The following is a 22,831-nucleotide window of genomic DNA, read 5'->3' on the forward strand; positions in this document are numbered from 1 at the left end:
CTCGTATTTGATGATCTTAGTATATCCAAAATGACCAGATTGATAAACATCATAAGACGCCATTGGTTTATCAATATGTGCCAATTTATTTTGCCATAATTGTACAATTTGAGATTGCCATTTTTGTACATTTTGAAGTCGCCATCGACATTGTTTAAGGGGTCAGAATGCTTGGGAGCAACGAAAATTTTCTGACATCTACAAAAAGTCTTCTGAAAAAAATGATTTGTCTTTTTCTAAGGATAAAGTTATTTCTGTTGCTAACAATAAATGGGGAACTGCACCCAAAAATTCAACAGATAAATATATGAGAACCTACTACGTTTATCGCATTGGAGATATTGCTTTTGAAGGTAATAAAAGCAAAAAATTTAAATTCGGAAGATTTGTTGAGAATACTTTAGCTAATGGCATAGTCTCGCATGTTTTTGATATATATAGGCCAACACAAAAAGAGCACGATCTTTGGTTTTGGAAGTACTATATTCATAATGAAAATATAATGCGGGATATTTTGAGAAAGTCTACAACAAAAGCAACAATGATGACGAATCTGGTAAATAAGGATTTGTTAAAACAAAAATTGAATATTCCAATTCTTGAAGAACAGAAAAAGATAGGACGTTTATTTAATCAAATAGATAGAACTATCACTTTGCATGAAGAAAAGCAGCGCCAGTTAGAACAGCTGAAAAAGGCTTTATTGCAAAAAATGTTTGCGGATAAAACTGGATATCCAGCGCTCCGTTTTAAGGGCTTTACTGAAAAGTGGGAGCAACGAAAATTTTCTGACATCTACAAAAAGTCTTCTGAAAAAAATGATTTGTCTTTTTCTAAGGATAAAGTTATTTCTGTTGCTAACAATAAATGGGGAACTGCACCCAAAAATTCAACAGATAAATATATGAGAACCTACTACGTTTATCGCATTGGAGATATTGCTTTTGAAGGTAATAAAAGCAAAAAATTTAAATTCGGAAGATTTGTTGAGAATACTTTAGCTAATGGCATAGTCTCGCATGTTTTTGATATATATAGGCCAACACAAAAAGAGCACGATCTTTGGTTTTGGAAGTACTATATTCATAATGAAAATATAATGCGGGATATTTTGAGAAAGTCTACAACAAAAGCAACAATGATGACGAATCTGGTAAATAAAGATTTGTTAAAACAAAAATTAAATATTCCTTCTATTGAAGAACAAGAAAAGATAGGTAATTATTTATCTAAGCTAGATCACCTCATCACTCTTCACCAGCATAAAATTGATAATCTAAAGCGTCTCAAGCGCGCATTACTACAAAAGATGTTCGTCTAATTTAAAATCTCCCTAGCAAGACATTTGCTAAGGAGATTTTTTATGCGGAGAAAACAAATTTTGTTATATGACTACTTTGCTCAATGGATTGAGGTGTATAAGGATGGAGCAGTCCGAGAGCGAACATTAGAGAAGTACTGGCTATCATATCGGCACTTAAAACAGATTGCCCCAGAACTTAAATTAGTTGATGTATCACGACTAGAGTATCAGCAGATCTTAAATGAATTTGCCAAAACACATGAGAAAGCAACTACGATGGACTTCCACCATCAATTAAAAGCTATGCTGCTTGATGCGTATGATGAAGGCTATTTAAAACGAGACCCAACCCGTAAAATTGTTGTCAAAGGTAAAACGCCAACCGAGAAGAAAACTAAATATTTAAATGAGTTTGAGCTAAAATTACTGTTGCGCCACCTTGATTTGTCAAAGTTCCCCAACTTTGATTGGCTCATTTTAATCATTGCCAAAACTGGTCTGCGCTTTGGTGAAGCTTTGGGACTAACCAAGAAAGACATTGATTTAGAAGGACAGACTATTAACGTTGACAAAACTTGGGACTATAAAAATTATGCGGGTGGCTTTAAACCGACTAAAAATGCTTCATCGATTCGCAAAGTTTCAATTGACTGGAAATTAGCAATGCAACTTAACCGAGTTACTCAAGACTTCCCTGAAGATCAGCCTTTATTTGTCCAAAAACGTGTATTTAATTCAACCATCAATAATCTTTTACAGCGGTACTGTGAAGAACTTGATATTCCAGTAATTTCAGTGCACGGATTAAGACACACTCACGCTTCTTTGCTGCTTTTTGCGGGCGTATCGATTGCGAGTGTTGCCAAGCGTTTGGGACATGCTGATATGACAACTACTCAACAAACCTATCTCCATATTATTCAGGAGTTAGAGAATAAGGACAATTCAAAAATCATGCAGCATTTAGCATCACTATAACAAAAAGGATAACGGTTTCATGCCGCTATCCTTTTTATCTAGACAAACATTTTTTGCAATAATCCTCGTTTAAGTTGTTTAAGATACTGGATTTTCTTGTCATGCAAAGTGATAGTTCTGTCGAGAGAGTTTATTAGGTTTCCAATTTTTGTTTGCTCGCTTTTGTATGGAACCAATATTGGCATTTCCAAAAAATCTTTTTCATGAATTCGCTTAGCTTTTCGGGATCCATTAGCTCTTTGACCATTTCTTAAGTAAAATTCCTTTCTCAAGAAAAATTCGAGTAAAAATTTTGGATTACCATCAATAATATCAAAAGCCGGCGAATCAGCCGTTGATTCATACTTATCTAATTCTTTGGGAACTATGCCAAATGCAGCATGTAAAAAGTCTAACTTACCATACATCAATTGTCCGGCATGCCTAATATAATATCTTGTATTGTTACTTCCGGATATAGATTCTTTCTTTTCGACTACACCTTTGCCCCAAAGCTTAACCGTTAATTTTTTTGCATCTACACCAGTTGACCCTAAAATTCTACTTTCCCTCAAATAATTTTTTGGCTTACGTTGCTCCCACTTTTCAGTAAAGCCCTTAAACCGCAGCGCCGGATATCCGGTTTTATCCGCAAACATTTTTTGCAGTAAAGCCTTTTTCAGCTGTTCTAACTGGTGCTGCTTTTCCTCATGCAAAGTGATAGTTTTATCAATTAAGAATAATGCTTTGCCAATTTTCCTTTGTTCTTCCATTGTCGGAAAATTAACAAATGTATTCATCACTTGTTTTTTTGAAATATTATATCGAGATATGCCTTGAGCTAAGACGGTCATTCGCTTTCTGAAATTTTCAGCCCTAAGTAAATAAGCCATATAATAAGAATCAAAATTTTGCTTTTCAAGAATTCTATATCCAAAGCAAAAACTATTTAAATAGATATTTTTAATATGACCAAGCCAAACAGAAGACATCCCAACTTCTTCAGGTGTTTCAGAAGAAGTGGTAAATAATATATCACCATACATTACTTGATTTTGCTTTGAATCAATTTCAACATGTTCAGTACCTCGAAGATCAGCAATAGAGTTAGAAAAAACATTCATATAAGTAATGAAACTCGCATCGCCATGTCCAAAGTCATTTTTATTTTTTCCGGATAAACCTGAAAAAGTTTCTCCTATCTCTCCCAGCTTACGTTGCTCCCAATCATCCGTAAAGCCTTTAAATCGCAGTTCTGGGACTCGTTTAGCATCCTTTTCATTTTGTTTAGTCATGCTTAAACACCGCCTTAATCGCATCAATAGTGGATTGCGTATGTTCATTCACATCAAGATCATCGACCAATGACAAAAATTCAGCTTCACTTTGAGCAATTTTTTGATCGATGTCCTGCATTTCTTTACTCAAGGCCACAATATCAATTGGTGGTTCTTCTTCAAAAGTATCAACATATCGAGGGATGTTAAGGTTAAACTCGTTCTCCTTAATTTCATCCATTGTGGACAAGTGCGCGTATTTATCGACGTCTTGGCGTTTTTTATATGTCTTGATAATCTTGTCAATGTCTTGATCACGCAGGATATTTTGGTTTTTGCCCTTTTCAAAGCCTTTTGAAGCATCGATAAACAAAACGTCTCGATTATCACGATGCTTTTTTAAGACCATTATAATGGTTGGAATACCCGTAGAATAGAATAAACCAGCTGGCATCCCAATAATTGCGTCAATTTGTCCTTTTTCTAATAAGGCTTTGCGAATTTTGCCCTCTGCTGCTCCACGGAAAAGAACCCCGTGTGGCAAAACAATCGCCATCGTACCATTTTGCTCCAGGTGATACAGTGAGTGCAGCAGGAAAGCATAGTCAGCCTTACCCTTGGGAGCAAGTGCACCGTAATCCTTAAATCGTGGATCTTTTAATTTACTCGAATCAGCATCCCATTTTTGTGAATATGGCGGGTTTGCAACAACAGCATCGAAAAAGTGAGGACGATCAACCCCATCTTGGTCCAATCCGTCTGGCCAGTCCATTGCCAAAGTATCAGCATTACGCAGCGTCATATTGCCATAGTCAACGCCATGCATCATTAAATTCATGCGCGCCAGGTTGTAAGTCGTCGTGTTCAGTTCCTGGCCGTAAAAACGTACTCGTCCCTTTTGTCGACCATTTGGAATCTCATCACGCACGGTCAGCAGCAAGGAACCGGATCCCATCGTCGGGTCATAGATTGAAAATGATTCTTGATTCAGATCCATGTTGGCTGCTACCAACTTAGCCAAGACCTTAGATACTTCATGCGGCGTGTAAAATTCACCGGCCTTCTTTCCGGCATTGCTGGCAAACTGCTTAATCAGATATTCATAGACGTCTCCTAAGATATCATGACCATTTTCATCAAAATAATCAAAGTCGTTTACCATTTTGGCGGTTGCAATCAGAGCTTTGGTTCGCGTGGCCAGATTGTTTCCCAGCCGACTATTGTTCAGATTGACATCGGCAAAAACCCCACGAAAGTCCTTTTCGGCAAATGAATTAAGCTGCGCGTTTTCTTCAAAATGATCAAAAATATTTTGAAAATCTTCGGCATTTGCCTTGCTGTCATGAATTTTTTCCATCAATGTCGTCCAGGTATCTTCTGGCGCAATTGCGTATCCTAACGCCCCAGAGATATCTTCCAGGTAGTCCTTTAAATCATCACCAACCGCGTCTTGGCGATACAGATCATTAATGCTCTTTCCTTCTACCTGATCAAAAATATCATTATCAATCAGATATTTTTCCTGCTTTTCTGATAAATAGCGATAAAACATAAATCCAAGGATATAGTTACGGTATTCGCTGGCATCCATCGTCCCACGCAGTTCGTTTGCCATGCTCCATAGTTGGCTTGATACATCTTGTGCTTTTGACATTTTGACTCTCCTAATTCTAGTATTTGCGTTTCATCGTATCGGCAAAATCATTAAAGGCCTGCCGCAAATGGGTTCGATATTTTACCCGCTTCAGATTCCGGACTTCTTGATCATGTGCCGTAGTCTGGTATGATTTTTGAGCTTCTTTAATAATATTGGCTAATTCCCCCTGCATATCCAGATCATCATGTTCAAGCGTATGCTGCTGAATCAAATGAGTAATCTTATCTTTATTCAGGTTCACTAAGCCCCATTTTTGCATAAACTGCTCAATATCATTTGATTCACTGCCTTTAGCATATGATCGCAGCAGGTTCCCCGCATCTTTGCCTTGAAGCGGATAAGTACCGCCCTGCACTGCCCGATCGAACAAGGCCTTGATAAAAGCCACCAGCTGAGCAGCATACTTTTCATCTTCAATTAGATTGGTATAGCTCTGCAACTGCTCATGCGTTTTTTGCGCTCCAGCTTCATCACCATCATGCAGCTGATTTGCCAACTGTGCCAATAGTTCTTCAATATAATCATAATTGACTCGGACGTCATTTACGTGTTCCATTCTTAACGTTGGCATTGGCATCTCATCATCAGACTCGCCTCTTCGTTGATTAATCAATTTATTGAGCTTAGTAGCAATACGCCCGGTCAGCGCCGTTTCATCTTGTGCATTCATATTAACTTGCCCAAACAGCTTTTCTGGATGCTTTTCATCGTAATTATCATCCTGTTTAATCTTTACCATCAGATGATTATACCGATGCATCGTATGCCATAGCTCAACCTGTGAATTCTCGCTCTTTGGCACATCATCAAAGTTGTCGGTAAGATTCTTAATCTGCTTCACAACTTCTGCCAGTTCATCAACTAATTCAGCATAGGGTTTTTCCACGATTCCATCTGGGCGATCAATCAATTCGCCCTGTACGGCAGCTGACTGGCGATTGGCATAGAGAGTCAACGCCTTATTCATCAAGTCTTCTGCGTGCTGAGGCCAGCGGTAGTTAACGATTCGTCCAAACGGCTTTTTTTCCATATCCTGCACACGATTGGTCCGCGAATATGCCTGGATTAAATTAGCCCCTTTCAGCGTCCGATCGACATAAAGTGTATTAAGCATCGGGGCATTAAATCCCGTCAACAGCTGATCAACTACAATTACCAAATCCAGATTAGTGGCATCGTCACCCAGATTTCTTGCCAGGCGATTAACCACGTCTTCGGTATATTCTTTTACCGTCGTATCATCAAAGCCAGTCCCAAATTCCGCATTGTAGTTTTTAATGGCACGACTCAAGCCTTGATTATTCTCATACTGGTTTTCTCCATTCGATGTATCCTGGCTAAACGTAATCGCCACTTTTAAGCGTTGATCAGCAGGCCTTAATTTATTTTGACGTTGAAACTCATCGTAGTACATCATTGCCATTGGCGTTGATGCCTTGCCACCACCAACATGAGTCGTCAAAATCGCACTATACAATCCTTTATTCGAACGATTCGACCAGTACTTAAAGATATCCGTGACTACCAAGCGCACATGTTCTCGGTTATTATCATAAACACTCGGCTGTATCAGATCGTCCATGTCACTCGGCGTTAGATTTCTAATTCGTTCTTTAATATGCTCATCAGTCCACGTTGGGTTGATCTTTTTGAAGTATTTTGGCAAGTACTCGTTTTCCAGGCTGTCTTTAGGCAGAGTCGTCTGGAAATCAACCTTAAATCCCAAAACATTTCGATCGGCAATTGCCTCTCTGATCGTGTAGATGTGTAGCGGATCACCAAAAATATCTCTGGTCGTAGTTATCTTAGCCGCGTTTTTCCTTTTTGTACCATTCACAGTTTCATCATCAAAAACTGGCGTGCCCGTGTAGCCAACCCATGCCGAATGAGGAAAGGCTTTTTTGATGTCTTTGATCATGTCGCCACTGGTCGATCGATGGGCCTCATCAACGATAAAGACCACGTGCTGCTGATCCGTATATTCACGCCGCCGTACTAAAGTCGCCATCTTTTGCGTTGAAGTGACGATCACACTGTTACCCTTCTTTTTCAGCTTACGACTCAAATCAGAGACGTTGGCAGTTTCTTTTACCACGCCACCACTAGATTCGGAATCATTCTCAGGATCATAGGCTTTATATTCTGCTACGGTTTGATTGGTGAGCGCGATTCGGTCAACTAAAAACACAACCTTATCCACGTTTGGCTGCCTTGATGCAAGCCAGGCAGCTTTAAAACTCGAAATTGTTTTGCCTGACCCAGTTGTATGCCAAATATAACCCAAACGCTGGTCATCAACTTCGAAATCATGCGTTTTAATCTTATCCATTACCCGACGCGTTGCATACACCTGATAAGGACGCATAACCTTAATCATTTGATGATAAGGCGTACCATCTAAAATCATGTAATTGGTAGCCAGCTGGTGTGCCATCGGAATTGATAGTACCTTGGATGCAAACACCTGCCAGTCGTGAATTGGACGGTTGGTCTTTTCATCCTGCCATTCAAAGGCAAAGTCTGTGTTAAAGTGGTCGGCATCATTTGGCAAAGCCATGTAGCGAATTTCATTGCGCGTCATCCCTACAATAATCTGAAGTGTCGAATAAATTCCGCTATATTGACGTTCACTAAGGTACTGCTTCATTTGATTAAATGCCTTATCCGTACTGATGGAATCACGTTTTTCCTCAATCTGTATAATCGGCAAACCATTGATCAGCAGCGTAACGTCAAATCGACGCGGTTTTTTCCCACTGATAACCGGATCACGCTGAATTTGATTAACCATTTGATATACAGTATTGCCGCCACCAATTTGGTCTTGGTCAAACACTGTTAAAATCACTGACTTGCCATCTTCATCACGCTCAACCGATACTTGGCTCTTACCACCGACACCATATAAAAAGATGCCGGCTTTATAAGGATTATCCAAGCTTTCAATCTGTTTTTTCACCTGGCTGAATTCCGTGTCTGAAAGCGGCTTGCCATCCAACTTATCCTGGTTGTTCTGTTCAAGAATCTTTCTAAAATTAGCCCAAAGTTGATTGGTTGTTTTAATTTCTTCTTCATATTTCCATTGGCGACTTGCACCAACATGCTGCAGATATTCAATCAATTCATCTTCAAAAGCTAGTTCTTCTGTATTATTGCTTTTCATAGATTACCTTCCCAATATAGTTTTACTATTAAATTATAACCTTTGGGCAGGTGTATATTGGCCGTTTTATACAAGTTTTTTAATAGTGTGAAATAATTTGATTTTTTCATCGGCTATCATTATGTAGGATTTTGGCATAGTGGCTATTACCCAACCAACAATTCTCCACTGTTTTAGTTAAAACGTGGGGATTTCATCTAAAATTGATTTTCTACACTGTCTAATCTTAATTCGTATTTATCAAACAAACCTGAGTGAGAAGCACGTTAAGTACACTCAATCGATCGTAAACAAAAAACCGCCACACGACGTAATGTCATCTGACGGTTAATCAGTTGGGCTAGCTGGGTTCGAACCAGCGCATGACGGTACCAAAAACCGTTGCCTTACCACTTGGCTATAGCCCAATAAACAAAAATGGAGGATACAGGGCTCGAACCTGTGACCCTCTGCTTGTAAGGCAGATGCTCTCCCAACTGAGCTAATCCTCCATAATGCATGGCAATGCCCTATCCTCGCAGGGAGCGATCCCCCAACTACTTTCGGCGCGTTGAAGCTTAACTTCTGTGTTCGGCATGGGAACAGGTGTATCCTTCAAGCCATCATCACCACACTAATCCTTTTCAGGACTGAGAGCTTGCACTCTCAAAACTAAACAATATCTATTCTTCTCACGTTCAATCGAAACACCCTAAACTTGGTTAAGTCCTCGACCGATTAGTAATGGTCCGCTCCATGCCTCGCGGCACTTCCACTTCCATCCTATCTACCTCATCATCTCTGAGGGGTCTTACTTCCATAAGGAATGGGAAATCTCATCTTGAGGCGAGTTTCACGCTTAGATGCTTTCAGCGTTTATCTCATCCATACATAGCTACCCAGCGATGCTCCTGGCGGAACAACTGGTACACCAGCGGTATGTCCATCCCGGTCCTCTCGTACTAAGGACAGGTCCTCTCAAATTTCCTACGCCCGCGACGGATAGGGACCGAACTGTCTCACGACGTTCTGAACCCAGCTCGCGTACCGCTTTAATGGGCGAACAGCCCAACCCTTGGGACCGACTACAGCCCCAGGATGCGATGAGCCGACATCGAGGTGCCAAACCTCCCCGTCGATGTGGACTCTTGGGGGAGATAAGCCTGTTATCCCCAGGGTAGCTTTTATCCGTTGAGCGATGGCCCTTCCATGCGGAACCACCGGATCACTAAGCCCGACTTTCGTCCCTGCTCGACCTGTCTGTCTCGCAGTCAAGCTCGCTTGTGCCTTTACACTCTGCGAATGATTTCCAACCATTCTGAGCGAACCTTTGGGCGCCTCCGTTATCTTTTGGGAGGCGACCGCCCCAGTCAAACTGCCCACCTGACACTGTCTCCCACCACGATCAGTGGTGCGGGTTAGAGTGATCATAATGCAAGGGTAGTATCCCACCAGCGCCTCTGCCAAAACTAGCGTCCTGGCTTCTATGGCTCCTACCTATCCTGTACAAGCAGTACAAGCACTCAATATCAAGCTACAGTAAAGCTCCATGGGGTCTTTCCGTCCTGTCGCGGGTAGCCTGCATCTTCACAGGCAATTCAATTTCACCGAGTCTCTCGTTGAGACAGTGCCCAGATCGTTACGCCTTTCGTGCGGGTCGGAACTTACCCGACAAGGAATTTCGCTACCTTAGGACCGTTATAGTTACGGCCGCCGTTTACTGGGGCTTCAATTCAGGGCTTCGCCGAAGCTAACTCTTCCTTTTAACCTTCCAGCACCGGGCAGGCGTCAGCCCCTATACTTCATCTTACGATTTTGCAGAAACCTGTGTTTTTGATAAACAGTCGCCTGGGCCTTTTCACTGCGGCTGATCTTGCGATCAGCACCCCTTCTCCCGAAGTTACGGGGTCATTTTGCCGAGTTCCTTAACGAGAGTTCGCTCGCTCACCTTAGGATACTCTCCTCGACTACCTGTGTCGGTTTGCGGTACGGGCAGTTGATTATTCGCTAGAAGCTTTTCTCGGCAGCGTGACATCAACGACTTCGCTACTATAATTTCGCTCCCCGTCACAGCTTGTCAACCTGCTGATAAGCATTTGACTCATCAACTGACTTGCTGCTTGGCCGGACACTTCCAATCGTCCGGATCGCTTAGCCTTCTGCGTCACTCCATCACTCAAGCACAATCAACTGGTACAGGAATATCAACCTGTTGTCCATCGTCTACGCCTCTCGGCCTCGACTTAGGTCCCGACTAACCCTGGGAGGACGAGCCTTCCCCAGGAAACCTTAGTCATTCGGTGGACAGGATTCTCACCTGTCTTTCGCTACTCATACCGGCATTCTCACTTCCAAGCGCTCCACCAGTCCTTACGGTCTGACTTCATCGCCCTTGGAACGCTCTCCTACCACGCATCCTGATGGATGCATCCATAGCTTCGGTAATATGCTTAGCCCCGGTACATTTTCGGCGCAGAGTCACTCGACTAGTGAGCTATTACGCACTCTTTAAATGATGGCTGCTTCTGAGCCAACATCCTAGTTGTCTGTGCAATTCCACATCCTTTTCCACTTAGCATATATTTAGGGACCTTAGCTGATGATCTGGGCTGTTCCCCTTTCCACGATGGATCTTATCACTCACCGTGTGACTCCCGAGTAAAAATCAATGGCATTCGGAGTTTATCTGAAGTCAGTAACCCATGACGGGCCCCTAGTCCAAACAGTGCTCTACCTCCATGATTCTAAACCTCGAGGCTCCCCCTAAAGAGATTTCGGAGAGAACCAGCTATCTCCAAGTTCGTTTGGAATTTCACCGCTACCCACACCTCATCCCAACCATTTTCAACTGATACGGGTTCGGTCCTCCAGTGCGTTTTACCGCACCTTCAACCTGGACATGGGTAGGTCACCTGGTTTCGGGTACATAACTGCGTACTTCGTACGCCCATTTCAGACTCGCTTTCGCTGCGGCTCCGGTTTTTCCACCTTAACCTTGCACGCAATCATGACTCGCCGGTTCATTCTGCAAGAGGCACGCCGTCACACGTAAATGTGCTCCGACAGCTTGTAGGCACATGGTTTCAGGAACTGTTTCACTCCCCTCCCGGGGTGCTTTTCACCTTTCCCTCACGGTACTGGTTCACTATCGGTCACTAGGGAGTATTTAGCCTTGCGAGATGGTCCTCGCGGATTCCGACGGGGTTTCACGTGTCCCGCCGTACTCAGGATCCTGAACTGAGAGTGTGACGTTTCGTTTACTGGGCTATCACCATCTTTGGCGTCGCTTCCCAACGACTTCAACTACGTCGCACTTTGGTAACTCAAATGTTCAGTCCTACAACCCCAACAAGCAAGCTCGTTGGTTTGGGCTCTTCCCGTTTCGCTCGCCGCTACTCAGGGAATCGAATTTTCTTTCTCTTCCTGCAGCTACTTAGATGTTTCAGTTCACTGCGTCTACCGCCTGACAGCTATGTATTCACTGCTCAGGCAATCATCGACTAAGATGATTGGGTTTCCCCATTCGGAAATCTCCGGATCAAAGCGTACTTACCGCTCCCCGAAGCATATCGGTGTTAGTCCCGTCCTTCATCGGCTCCTAGTACCAAGGCATTCACCATGCGCCCTTCATAACTTAACCTTGATGATCTTACGATCACCTCAGTTATTGAGTATGCGATTAATTTCGTTAATAAAACTCAAATAACGCGGTGTTCTCGGTTTAATTGTGAATAAAGAAATAAATATTATTTAGTTTTCAAAGTACAAGCACCAGTCAAACGACTGGCAATGGAGAATAACGGGATCGAACCGATGACCTCCTGCTTGCAAAGCAGGTGCTCTCCCAGCTGAGCTAATTCCCCATATATGGGTCTAAGTGGACTCGAACCACCGACCTCACGCTTATCAGGCGTGCGCTCTAACCAACTGAGCTATAGACCCAACAAGCGAACGATTATTGAGATGAGGTGGTAAACCCCTCAAAACTGAACGCAGTTTCAACGAATGTGCAGGTTTCCGATTAATTCCTTAGAAAGGAGGTGATCCAGCCGCAGGTTCTCCTACGGCTACCTTGTTACGACTTCACCCTAATCATCTGCCCCACCTTAGGCGGCTAGCTCCCCGAAGGGTTACCCCACCGACTTTGGGTGTTGCAAACTCTCATGGTGTGACGGGCGGTGTGTACAAGGCCCGGGAACGTATTCACCGCGGCATGCTGATCCGCGATTACTAGCGATTCCGACTTCGTGCAGGCGAGTTGCAGCCTGCAGTCCGAACTGAGAACGGTTTTAAGAGATTAGCTTGCCCTCGCGAGTTCGCGACTCGTTGTACCGTCCATTGTAGCACGTGTGTAGCCCAGGTCATAAGGGGCATGATGATCTGACGTCGTCCCCACCTTCCTCCGGTTTGTCACCGGCAGTCTCACTAGAGTGCCCAACTGAATGCTGGCAACTAGTAACAAGGGTTGCGCTCGTTGCGGGACTTAACCCAACATCTCACGACACGAGCTGACGACGACCATGCACCACCTGTCATTGCGTTCCCGAAGGAAACGCCCTATCTCTAGGGTTGGCGCAAGATGTCAAGACCTGGTAAGGTTCTTCGCGTAGCTTCGAATTAAACCACATGCTCCACCGCTTGTGCGGGCCCCCGTCAATTCCTTTGAGTTTCAACCTTGCGGTCGTACTCCCCAGGCGGAGTGCTTAATGCGTTAGCTGCGGCACTGAAGGGCGGAAACCCTCCAACACCTAGCACTCATCGTTTACGGCATGGACTACCAGGGTATCTAATCCTGTTCGCTACCCATGCTTTCGAGCCTCAGCGTCAGTTGCAGACCAGACAGCCGCCTTCGCCACTGGTGTTCTTCCATATATCTACGCATTCCACCGCTACACATGGAGTTCCACTGTCCTCTTCTGCACTCAAGTCTGACAGTTTCCGATGCACTTCTTTGGTTAAGCCAAAGGCTTTCACATCAGACTTATCAAACCGCCTGCGCTCGCTTTACGCCCAATAAATCCGGATAACGCTTGCCACCTACGTATTACCGCGGCTGCTGGCACGTAGTTAGCCGTGACTTTCTGGTTAGATACCGTCACTGCGTGAACAGTTGCTCTCACGCACGTTCTTCTCTAACAACAGAGCTTTACGAGCCGAAACCCTTCTTCACTCACGCGGTGTTGCTCCATCAGGCTTGCGCCCATTGTGGAAGATTCCCTACTGCTGCCTCCCGTAGGAGTATGGACCGTGTCTCAGTTCCATTGTGGCCGATCAGTCTCTCAACTCGGCTACGCATCACAGCCTTGGTAGGCCGTTACCCTACCAACAAGCTAATGCGCCGCAGGTCCATCCCAAAGTGATAGCCGAAACCATCTTTTAAATTTGAATCATGCGATTCAAATTGTTATGCGGTATTAGCATCTGTTTCCAAATGTTATCCCCCGCTTTGGGGCAGGTTACCTACGTGTTACTCACCCGTCCGCCACTCGCTGGTAAACCAACGTCAAGTCCGTGCAAGCACGTTCAATCAGTTGGGCCAACGCGTTCGACTTGCATGTATTAGGCACACCGCCGGCGTTCATCCTGAGCCAGGATCAAACTCTCATATAAAATATAAGAACTTGAAAAGCTCAAATTTAAATTAAGCGAATTGACTTCGCAAATGTTTTGCATCAATCGTAATGATTGATGACCCTGCACATTTGTGTTCGTCGAAACTGTATTCAGTTTTCAAAGGTCTACCATTGCCCGCTCGTTTCAAGCAAGCAACTTTATCAGTTTAACAAATCATCGTTTTGAAGTCAAGAACTTTTTTAAAACATTTCCTGACGTTCTAGCGAAAAGCCTGTGATTTCAAGCAATCAGCAACTCATCGCCGCGACAACGTTATCTAATATACAAAGATTACGATCATATGTCAACGGCTTATCAAAAGTTTTTCAATTATTTTTCAGACCACGAATATTAGATCGCCTAACTTGATTATTGTTCATAAAAATACGAATTTTATAAGCGAACTCAATCCATATTGATCGTTAGTTTATTAATCAAGAAATTGGCGATTATCTCAACAAATACCCTTATCGGCATTGATACGCAGGCAAATATCTGAGTCAGAAAGTTTCAAAGTTTACCTGTCTATCTACACCAAACAGCAGAAAAGCTTTGTTTTTGACGATTGATCAGATTGCGATGGCTAAGGCAATCCTTACTGTCACATGGATTGCTATAAAAAATTTCCGAAACGACGCAGCTCTAGAAAACCACTATTGCATCCATAAACTATGACAAGGGATTATCTAATTATGACACAGTCCAAGCCAATCAGCGACTTTTGCCAATAATTATAATAACAACCCTCTTTTGAAATTTCTCGAATGCAGACTCGATTTGCTTTCCCAAAAACAGCCACCCAGCTTTTTAAATAATCAGTCTTCTTAATTGTCACCAAAATCACTGATACTCTTGAACCAAAAATAGAAAAAGCGCCGGCAAAAAAAACCGACGCTTCTTTTAACTGATCACAAAACTATTTTGTTGCATCAAATACAAAATTAGATGGCGTAAATTTGACGCGCAATGCACGGTAGACATATGTCCGATCTGTCTTTGACGAACTGATCGTCAAATTGAATACCTGATTATTGTTACTGTCAACTTCGATAATGTTGCTTTGGCTGCCATCGTTCTTGTAGCCAAAGTCAATCAAGGTATTGCCATTGCTCAAACGCTGCGCTGAGCCGATTACCCGCGTGAAGTTGGCCTTTCCCAGACTCTTGCCGTATGACCAGGTCTGTTTGATCGTCATCTTCTTGGTGTCGATCGTGTATTGAACTGCCTGTGAGTACTTGCCAGACGTCTTGGAATCACCATTCGTAACGTCAATATTGTTGTCATAAAGCAGGACCTTGAGCTTGCCATTCTTATCACTGAGCAGCGTCAAGTCATGCTGACCACCTGTAATCTTAGTACCCTTAGTTGGCGTCAGTAATTTGCTGCGGTACTTCTTAGGCCAGGAGCTCTTCTTTTTACCAGAGTAGATCCAGTTAATCTTGCCCGTCTTATAGTTGATGGACATGGTGATATCTTGGTTACGAGCTGAAACTAAAAGATTGCCCGTCTTTTGATCGTAGTACAGCGAATTCATGTGCAGCCAGTCGATCTTGCCACCCTTAGTCGTCGTACTGTTATAGTTGCGGTACATGCTTGAAGGCAGCAGTTTCTTAAAGTCGATTACCTTGACCGTCTTACCAGTCTTGTAATCAATTTCGGCAATCACGTCTTCTGCGTACTTGTCACCACCAGAGATCGTTACCAGCAGATTATGATTTGGCAACTCAAGCGCGTCATGGTGAACCGCGGTAATGTATTGTTCAAGCGAACTCTTGCCAAGCTTGTCGCTGAAACGGTAACGCCGGTAGATTCGACCAAGATAGTCCGTTTCAGATAAGACGTTGTAAGACCCCTTATTGCCATTCGTCCGGTTTTGAATCAACAAATGGCCATTGCTGAGCTGAACGAACGTGTGACGGCTGTAGAGCGTTGAGTACCAGCGAATATTGCCATCCGCATCAACGGCAAACGGTTCTTCAGAAGTCTTGTTGATGTAAGTCAGCTCGTTATTGCCGATTTCCATCTTGGACTTGTTGCTCTTAGAAACCGTGATCTTGGTGTTGCGCAGATTCTTTGGCAGCTTGCCCGTCTTGATGGTAAACGTCTTTTGTTCCGTCGTGCCATCCTTGTAGGTAAGCGTAACCTGAACCTGGTTGCTGTAGTTGGCATAAAGCCCCACGATCGGTACCTGGTGCGTGGTCTGATATCCTTTAACCGTGTTGGTAATCGACGTGTTATCCGTCTTGCCGACAACCGTGTAAGTTACTTTAGCAGCCTTATCCGTCTTAAAGATCATCAAGGCCGTCAATGGCGAGGTGCCGTATGGATTAACCTTGACGTAGGCATTATCCAGCGTCCGCGTAGTACTTTTGACGATTTTGGCATAGCTCTTGGTCTGCTTGGATGTCGGATTATTCTTGAGCAGATGGCTATTGATATTTTTAATGATCTGCTTATCAGAAATGACACCCAGCGAATAATGACGATAGCCAAACCAGCCACCAACCCCGCATAAGACCAGCAGCACCGCGATCAGCGCCAGCCAGCGTCCTTTTTTGTGGTGCAAACAATCACTTCCCTATATTAAATTAATAATTTCGCCTTGATCGACAAACCGCTTAACGCCCGACCATCAAAGCTGATACACAAAGCTTAAAGAAAAGTTGCGAATCCTTTTAGGAGAAGTTTTGAAGAATAACGGGGCAAAATGTAAATTTTATGCGATATAAATTCTTTTAATCTTAATCAACAACTTTAAAAAATTCATAAAATGCTCAATCCCAGAGTTTTTTGACATTTATCAAACTTTTCGACAAATATCAAAATTTAAATCTATTATTGGCTGATATTTGCATTATAATAGGAATGTAAGCACTTTAATCACGATAGTTTATCAGAAAGGTGGCTGTTCAATGAGTACTCAAACAAAATTTTCTGAAAAAGACATCGTTAAGACCAATCCGATCTTCTCACGGACGCGGACTACGATTGAATCGGCATTTTACGCCAACAACATGACGCATATTGCCGATACCGCGACTGCTTATCGTTTGGCGGCCGACAACCCCAACACCATCGTTACCGACCTGCCAATCAAGCATACCGAAGAACTGGGACTGCCAGCCGATGCCAAGATGCTGGTCGACAACCATGGTCAGATTGTGGGCCGGACCGCGGCAGCACGGCGTTTGATCGGTTCACCAGACGTTGATGCCGAAAAAATCGATGGCGTCCTGCGCGAAGCTATCTATGAAGGCCACGAACGCGACTTTTACACGACGGACGTGATCGTGGGGCTGGATGAAGACTTTATGGTAAAGGCGCATCTGGCACTGGCAGAAGGGTTTGAGGTCAATCTGCTTTCCTATATGCTCAACTTCCAAACAGCTACCGAAAACTGGCTGAAACGCTATGCCGATTCACGAGCCTATGACGAAGGCGACATCTATCTGTACTGCGACCCATACTGGAGCAGTCCCGACTATCCACATGGCCTGGTTGTCATCGATGCTCAGCACAATGCAGCAGCAGTCTTGGGTCTGCGCTACTTTGGCGAGCTTAAGAAGTCCACTTTGACGCTGGCCTGGGCAACCGCGCACCGGCATGGTTTTACTGCTTGTCACGGCGGCGAAAAGACTTTCCACTTCAGCGACCGTGATGATCAGACATTTGCCTTCTATGGACTTTCTGGTTCGGGCAAGTCTACGCTGACGCACGCCAAGCATGGTGGCAAATTCGATATTACCGTGCTGCATGACGATGCGTTTGTAATCAATCGTGAAGACGGCAGCTCCACGGCTCTTGAACCGGCCTACTTTGACAAGACCAACGACTATCTGCCGGGCAGCCGCGAAATGCAGTACTTTACCACGGTGATGAACGTTGGCGTCACGCTTAACGAAGCCGGCCAAAAAGTATTGGTAACCCAGGATCTGCGCAACGGCAATGGACGGACCATTAAGACGCGCTATGCCTCTACCAACCGGGTGGATCGCGAAATTGCCCCAATCAATGCCGTCTTTTGGATTATGAAAGATGACAGTCTGCCGCCAGTCGTTAAACTGACCGATCCCGTTACCGCGGCTACGTTTGGTCTGACGCTGGCTACCAAGCGCTCCACAGCTGAAAACGTGGTGGGCGCTGACCGCAACGCCTTGGTTATCGAACCATTTGCCGACCCATTCCGCGCCTACCCATTAAGCGAGGACTATCAAGACTTTAAGGCTCTGTTTGAAGAACGCCACGTTGACTGCTACATCGTCAATACCGCCAACTTTAACGGCTTGGACATCCCTAAAGAACTGACCTTGAAGGCTTTGGAAGACATTGCCCAAAACCAGGCCGCCTTCCAGCCATTTGGCAAGCTGCCTAACATGGAATACATCGCTTATGACGGCTACCCAGTTGACTTTAATGATGCTGAATACGTAACCAAGCTCAAGACGCGTTTTGAAATCCGGCGCGACTGGGTTAAGAACTATGAAGCTCAGCACACGGGCGAAAAACTGCCAGCTGAAATTCTGACCAGTCTGGACAACCTGATCAACGCCCTAAACTAATCAAATACTGACAACCTTGATCTCCAAGCGCTGAACTGCTTAATGCGGCTCAGTGCTTTTTAGATGCTACGGTAAGTTGTTTTTGCGAGACAATATCATAGTTTTGCGCATCTTTCATAACATGATTGGTCAGCCAGACTCGATACTGCTCGATATAGTAAGGATCAATCGGACGACAGCTGGCCTCGTAAAACGCGCGCTCCCGTTCCATAATGTAGCCAATCAGTGCTTGACGACCAAATTTGGTGGCAGTGTCGGGCAGCAAGCGGCGTGGTCCCTCAATTTTGGCCTGCAGCGCAACTTGCGAGGGCCGCTCTACCTTGTAGTCAAGTTTTTGGGAGGTGCCAAAATAACCTTTGACGTAGCTGGCAACCCGACCGTTGAATCGCAGCAGGTCACCAGTTAACAGTTCGCCTAAATCTAAAAAGCCTTTCGTATAATTGAGCCATAAATGATCAGTAATCAATTCCCCGGTTTCAGCTAGAGCAACGTGGGTAAGCAAAAGCGTTGGCCGACAGTAACGGTAGCTTTTCTTATAGCCAACGCGCTCAAACCGGCCGATGAACACGTGTCGCATTTGGGGACCAAGTTGTTGGAGCTTTTTTCTCATTTTCTTCCTGCTTCCTTTCTCAAATCATCTATCAGTGTCCTTATAAATGCTTTAGACGATTTAAGCGGAAATGCATTTTTTAAGTTAAAAAAATACCGAGTACTATGCCAAAATAAAAAACAATCGCACATCACCAGTTACGAAAAAACTGGTGTAACGCGATTGCTCTTTTCATTACCGATTATTTAATTTATCTTCCAACCAGGCCAATTGATTTTCTTGGCGACTGATTGCACGAGCTAAAATCAAATAATGTCCATATTGTTGATCAATCTGTTCTTGGCTGCTGAATAATGCTTGCTGACGCTTGCGCAGATGGTTAAGACTGTGGCTAACCAGTTGGATCTGGTGCTTAAACAATCTTTCCAGTCTTGGATCATTACGATCATTGATGAAAAAAGTCTTTAAAGAAAATAGGTCTTTGGATACTGGCAGCTTATCAACGGGTTCCATCAACCAGTCATTAATGATTTCATGACCATAAGCCGTTAAATGGTAGTGTATCTCTTTATCATTATCTTCTTTTGAGTAGCTTTCAATCCAACGATCTTGTTCCATACGCTTTAACTCCGGATAAACCTGACTATGTGATGATTGCCAGAATTCCCCAATATCAAAGCGAAACTCATCCATAATCTGCTTTCCAGTACAGTCTTTATTGAGCAGGATCCCCATAATAACGTAGGGCAGTATCCTTTTTTGCGGCATTTTGCAGCATCCTTCCTTATCTGATTCTGCAAAACATTATATAACAAGCTACTTAGCCAGACGATGGTAATTTTCGTCAAAGAAGCGGCCATTGCGAATATCATCAGTCATGCCAACATAAGGGGCTTCATTGATGACTTCTTCATTATCTTGACCAGCATCACCCATATAGGTAATCGTTGCAAATTCAGGAACCACCAATTTTGGATAAGTCTCATACTTTTCACGCGATTCATGCATTAAATCAATGTGTTCATTTTGGAAGCAAACCGTAATTTCTGGATGTTCCTGTACCCATTTTGGAAAGAAAATCGTACCGTTAAGCTTATGTTCATTAGGAACGAAATCCAATGCGACATCGGTTCCCGTTGGCTCGGTCCACGCAATCTTGTAAATTCCTTCAGTTAATTGATGAATATGCGCTGGCTGATCCTTAACCCAACGTCCGGCAACCATTCCGCCATGAATCCGATAGTCAACCGTATGATCATTTTTGGCGTACCATTCGTATTCCCAGCCATTGTCGTACGTATAGATAAAATGCGTTCCCAAGAAATCATCCAGCGTTTTAAAATGTTTGTTCATGTGATTTAAATTTGCCATAATTATTTTCCACCTTTCATAAATGTCGTTATCAACATAAAATAGATTATCACTTTATGTCGTTATCGTCAAATATTGTTGACTAAAATAGTTTGACCCCCATTCTCAAAGACAAATTTTGAGGATGGGGGTCTATTAAAAATATTTTATATTTATTTTAAATGTTTAGCGGCCTTAGGTGTTTTATTAATCTTCATCCTACTTGGGTAAGGCAAACGATACGATCAGCGCGATAATCGCTAAAGTCAGCGTAAAGCAAAGTCCCGTGTGTACCCCAGACGTAAAACGCATCGCTGGACTGCCAGCTGCCGCGTGCCGACCGAATTCCAAAAAACTGGTAGCCAGAGCAGTTGCCAATGCCCCCATGATCTGCTGCATCGTATTCAGAATCGTGCTGCCATCACTGGAAGCCGGTCCCCGCAGCGCATTTAGAGCACTGGTCTGCGCCGGTGACATCGCCAATGGACAGCCAATCATCAAGATCACGTGAGCCGCAATCACGTAGGCAACTGCGGAATGAGCCGTCGTCAAAAGCAGCATGACGATCCCTGCAATGGCAATCACCAAGCCAATCATGACTGGACGCTTGGCCCCGATTGAATCGTACATCCGTCCAGCAAACGCAGAAACCAAAGCATTTACCAGACCACCTGGCAGCATGACGATCCCCGTTAAGGCAACGGCTAACTGAAGACCATTTTGCAGATACATTGGCATCAGATACATGGCCGAAAGAATAATCCCAAAATCAAGCATGACCAAGACGGCACCAATCGTAAATGACTTAACCTTGAAAACGCGCAGATTCAAGATAGGCGTTTCCAGTTTCAACTGACGAATCACATAGGCAATCAAAACCACAATGCCAACTGCCAACGAACCCAGAACCTGCCAAGAACCCCAGCCATCCAGACTGGACAGACTCGCGCCGATTACCAGACCGGAAAAGCCAAGCACGGATTCAACGATTGAAAGCAGATCAATGTGAGGACGCGTTGGCCGACCAATGTTTGCCAAAGCACTTACTGCCAAGCCTAACGCAATCACCAAGAAAATCTCAAATGACCAAAAGATCCAGCGCCAGGAAAGCTTGGCCAGGATCAAACCAGTCAAAGTCGGACCAATCGCTGGGGCAAACATGATTACCAAAGCACAGATCCCCATAATGCTGCCAATTTTTTGCGGTGGAAAAATCTGCATCACAATCGTAAACATCAGTGGCAGAATCAGACCAGTGCCAATCCCTTGAATCATTCGACCAGCCAAAAGAACCGTAAAGTTAGGCGCCAACGCTGAGATTGCCGCGCCAATGATAAAATCCAGCAAGGCAAAAATCACGATCTTGCGAGTCGTAAACCACTTGGCGATCAAACTGGACAGCGGCAAGACGATCCCTATGACCAGCATGTAGCCAGTCACCAGCCATTGTAAGACGGCCGTGCTGGTGTGAAAGACGATCATTAGCTTAGGCAGCGCGATATTCAGTGATGTTTCGCTAAACATGCCGACAAAAGCGCCTAAAAGCAGACTGGCCATCGTCAGCCCCGGATGTTTGACGCGAAAAGCAGGTTCAGAAAAGTTTTGCATATAATTTGCTCCTTTAATCAATTTAACTTGATTAAAGACCAAACAGCAAGCAGACTTAATTTGATGTATTCAATTAACGCTAACTCTTAATCTTAATCAGCATGCTTGCCATTCTAGCAAAGATTACCGCGGCTTCGTAAGTACTTTTTTGGCAAATGGCAAATTTTTTCTAAAATCGCCTGCCTTGTGCTTTTATCAAGAAACCTTGATACGATTTGCCGCGGTTGATTATATACAAATGTAATGTTTTTGATTACAATTAACACAAAAATATAAAAGAAAGCAGGTATCATCATGCGCAAACCAGTTCCCATGTTAGACAGTCATCTGTCAGGCGATGAATTTCTCAAGCTGATTGTCGATAGTTTTCAGTCCGTTGTGTTTGGCACGGTTGACCAAAATGGCGATCCCCACACCAATGTCGCTGATATCGAGGTTTTAGACGGCAACCGGCTGATTTTTGCAACGACCTATCAAAAACCATTTTATCAACGTTTAAAGGCTCATCCCCGCATCTCGATTACGGCTTTACAAGGCAACGAAACCCTGGACAGTGTTGGCTTTACCTTAACCGGCACGGCAGCTGAAGTCGATCAGCAGTATCTGGAGCAGATTTTTGCCGCTCGACCGGAAATGCAGCAGATTTCGGCAAACCATTCTGAACGGCGCAGCATTTTAAGACCATTTGCTATTACGCCAATTGCCGGTTCGATTTATGACCTGCGTCAACAGCCGATTTTCCAGAAGCGAATTGAATTTTAAAGCTGGCTGTCTCAAAATTCACCTAAAACAGCACGACCCTGCCGCAAGTTTTG

Annotated in this window: 11 protein-coding genes, 4 tRNA genes, 3 rRNA genes and 1 pseudogene; 4 read left to right on the forward strand and 15 right to left on the reverse strand. The window is 43.9% G+C overall.

Annotated elements, in window-relative coordinates; genetic code table 11:
* Positions 1-184: 184 nt before the first annotated feature.
* Both ABC765_RS07275 and ABC765_RS07280 read left to right on the forward strand, forming a co-directional pair.
* Positions 185-1,321 (forward strand): annotated as a pseudogene (locus tag ABC765_RS07275) (restriction endonuclease subunit S); the annotation flags it as partial.
* A 42-nt stretch (positions 1,322-1,363) separates the two neighbouring features.
* Positions 1,364-2,281 carry a site-specific integrase gene (locus ABC765_RS07280; RefSeq protein WP_270360909.1) on the forward strand — a complete coding sequence of 306 codons (918 nt, stop codon included), beginning with the start codon at positions 1,364-1,366 and terminating at the stop codon, positions 2,279-2,281.
* Positions 2,282-2,319: 38 nt separating this feature from the next.
* On the opposite strand, the gene ABC765_RS07285 is transcribed toward ABC765_RS07280, so the two are convergent.
* From ABC765_RS07285 to ABC765_RS07335, 11 genes are all read right to left on the reverse strand, one after another.
* Complete coding sequence (locus ABC765_RS07285) at positions 2,320-3,555, reverse strand: restriction endonuclease subunit S (RefSeq protein WP_347980071.1); 1,236 nt, start codon at positions 3,553-3,555, stop codon at positions 2,320-2,322.
* Entirely contained in the window at positions 3,548-5,191 is a 1,644-nt protein-coding gene (locus ABC765_RS07290) for a type I restriction-modification system subunit M (protein WP_347980072.1), read from the reverse strand. The genes ABC765_RS07285 and ABC765_RS07290 overlap by 8 nt, the downstream gene beginning before the upstream one ends.
* Positions 5,192-5,207: 16 nt before the next feature.
* Complete coding sequence (locus ABC765_RS07295) at positions 5,208-8,357, reverse strand: HsdR family type I site-specific deoxyribonuclease (protein WP_347980073.1); 3,150 nt, start codon at positions 8,355-8,357, stop codon at positions 5,208-5,210.
* Between the two features lie 335 nt (positions 8,358-8,692).
* Positions 8,693-8,764, reverse strand: a tRNA-Gln gene (locus ABC765_RS07300).
* Between the two features lie 11 nt (positions 8,765-8,775).
* Positions 8,776-8,848, reverse strand: a tRNA-Val gene (locus tag ABC765_RS07305).
* Positions 8,849-8,853: 5 nt separating this feature from the next.
* Positions 8,854-8,970, reverse strand: a 5S ribosomal RNA gene (rrf, locus tag ABC765_RS07310).
* Positions 8,971-9,054: 84 nt separating this feature from the next.
* Positions 9,055-11,976, reverse strand: a 23S ribosomal RNA gene (locus ABC765_RS07315).
* A gap of 150 nt (positions 11,977-12,126) precedes the next feature.
* Positions 12,127-12,199, reverse strand: a tRNA-Ala gene (locus ABC765_RS07320).
* Between the two features lie 5 nt (positions 12,200-12,204).
* Positions 12,205-12,278: transfer RNA gene (locus tag ABC765_RS07325), tRNA-Ile, on the reverse strand.
* Positions 12,279-12,369: 91 nt separating this feature from the next.
* Positions 12,370-13,946: ribosomal RNA gene (locus tag ABC765_RS07330) — 16S ribosomal RNA — on the reverse strand.
* Together the 16S, 23S and 5S rRNA genes with 4 tRNA genes alongside form the textbook arrangement of a ribosomal RNA operon.
* Before the next feature lie 919 nt (positions 13,947-14,865).
* Positions 14,866-16,515, reverse strand: coding sequence for an aryl-sulfate sulfotransferase (locus ABC765_RS07335; protein WP_347980074.1), 1,650 nt, complete (start codon positions 16,513-16,515; stop codon positions 14,866-14,868).
* A 346-nt stretch (positions 16,516-16,861) separates the two neighbouring features.
* Between ABC765_RS07335 and ABC765_RS07340 the strand changes: the two genes are divergently transcribed.
* Positions 16,862-18,508, forward strand: coding sequence for a phosphoenolpyruvate carboxykinase (ATP) (locus ABC765_RS07340; protein WP_347980075.1), 1,647 nt, complete (start codon positions 16,862-16,864; stop codon positions 18,506-18,508).
* Positions 18,509-18,557: 49 nt separating this feature from the next.
* Here ABC765_RS07340 and ABC765_RS07345 read toward each other — a convergent pair whose 3' ends face one another.
* The 4 genes from ABC765_RS07345 to ABC765_RS07360 all read right to left on the reverse strand — a co-directional run bounded on the left by ABC765_RS07345 (position 18,558) and on the right by ABC765_RS07360 (position 22,016).
* Positions 18,558-19,118 (reverse strand): hypothetical protein, encoded by a 561-nt coding sequence (locus ABC765_RS07345; protein ID WP_347980076.1) that lies wholly within the window; start codon positions 19,116-19,118, stop codon positions 18,558-18,560.
* Between the two features lie 174 nt (positions 19,119-19,292).
* Entirely contained in the window at positions 19,293-19,826 is a 534-nt protein-coding gene (locus ABC765_RS07350; protein ID WP_347963833.1) for a PadR family transcriptional regulator, read from the reverse strand.
* A gap of 48 nt (positions 19,827-19,874) precedes the next feature.
* Positions 19,875-20,411 carry a phenolic acid decarboxylase gene (locus tag ABC765_RS07355; RefSeq protein ID WP_347980937.1) on the reverse strand — a complete coding sequence of 179 codons (537 nt, stop codon included), beginning with the start codon at positions 20,409-20,411 and terminating at the stop codon, positions 19,875-19,877.
* Positions 20,412-20,627: 216 nt separating this feature from the next.
* Positions 20,628-22,016: a DHA2 family efflux MFS transporter permease subunit gene (locus ABC765_RS07360; RefSeq protein WP_347980077.1), complete on the reverse strand. Its 1,389-nt coding sequence runs from the start codon at positions 22,014-22,016 to the stop codon at positions 20,628-20,630.
* Positions 22,017-22,310: 294 nt separating this feature from the next.
* Between ABC765_RS07360 and ABC765_RS07365 the strand changes: the two genes are divergently transcribed.
* On the forward strand, positions 22,311-22,778 hold the full coding sequence (locus tag ABC765_RS07365; protein WP_347980078.1) for a pyridoxamine 5'-phosphate oxidase family protein: 468 nt from the start codon (positions 22,311-22,313) through the stop codon (positions 22,776-22,778).
* Positions 22,779-22,831: the final 53 nt, after the last annotated feature.

The sequence above is a fragment of the Limosilactobacillus sp. WILCCON 0051 genome (genome assembly GCF_039955095.1).
GTDB lineage: Bacteria > Bacillota > Bacilli > Lactobacillales > Lactobacillaceae > Limosilactobacillus > Limosilactobacillus allomucosae.